Source organism: Syntrophomonas sp. UBA1041, from assembly GCF_002316705.1.
Taxonomy (GTDB): domain Bacteria; phylum Bacillota; class Syntrophomonadia; order Syntrophomonadales; family Syntrophomonadaceae; genus DTU019.
Window position 1 is genome coordinate 1 of sequence record NZ_DCEA01000027.1, and the last position, 504, is coordinate 504.

The 504-nt window shown below is 52.0% G+C and carries 1 pseudogene; it reads left to right on the top strand.

Annotated elements, in window-relative coordinates:
* Positions 1-444: pseudogene (locus tag B2633_RS05070) on the top strand (acetate kinase); the annotation flags it as partial.
* Positions 445-504: the final 60 nt, after the last annotated feature.

Sequence of the window (504 nt, forward strand, 5' to 3'; positions counted from 1 at the left end):
TTCTTCCTGATGGACAAACTGGGGATGGATTCTGCGGAAGCCAACAATTACTTCAACAAGAAGTCAGGTATGCTGGGATTGTCAGGGGTATCCAACGACCTGCGCGACGTTGAAGAAGCGGCCAAGGCCGGCAACAGCAGGGCGCAAACCGCTCTGGACGTATACTACAACGCAGTAAAGGGTTACATCGGCAATTATTTTGCCAAGCTGAACGGCTGTGACTGCCTGGTATTCACTGCCGGTGTAGGTGAAAACGGCATCGACATCCGCCGTCATATATGCGAAGATCTTGAGGCGCTGGGCATCAAGATGGATCCCGAAAAGAACAAAGTTCGCGGCAAAGCGGTCGATGTGGCTACCGACGACTCCAAGGTACGCATTTTCATCATTCCCACCAATGAGGAACTGGTTATCGCCAGAGATACCTACAGACTGGCCAAATAACATATTGTCATTCACAGGAGGCGGGCATCGCCCGCCTCTCAGACCGTCGACAAAAGCGAA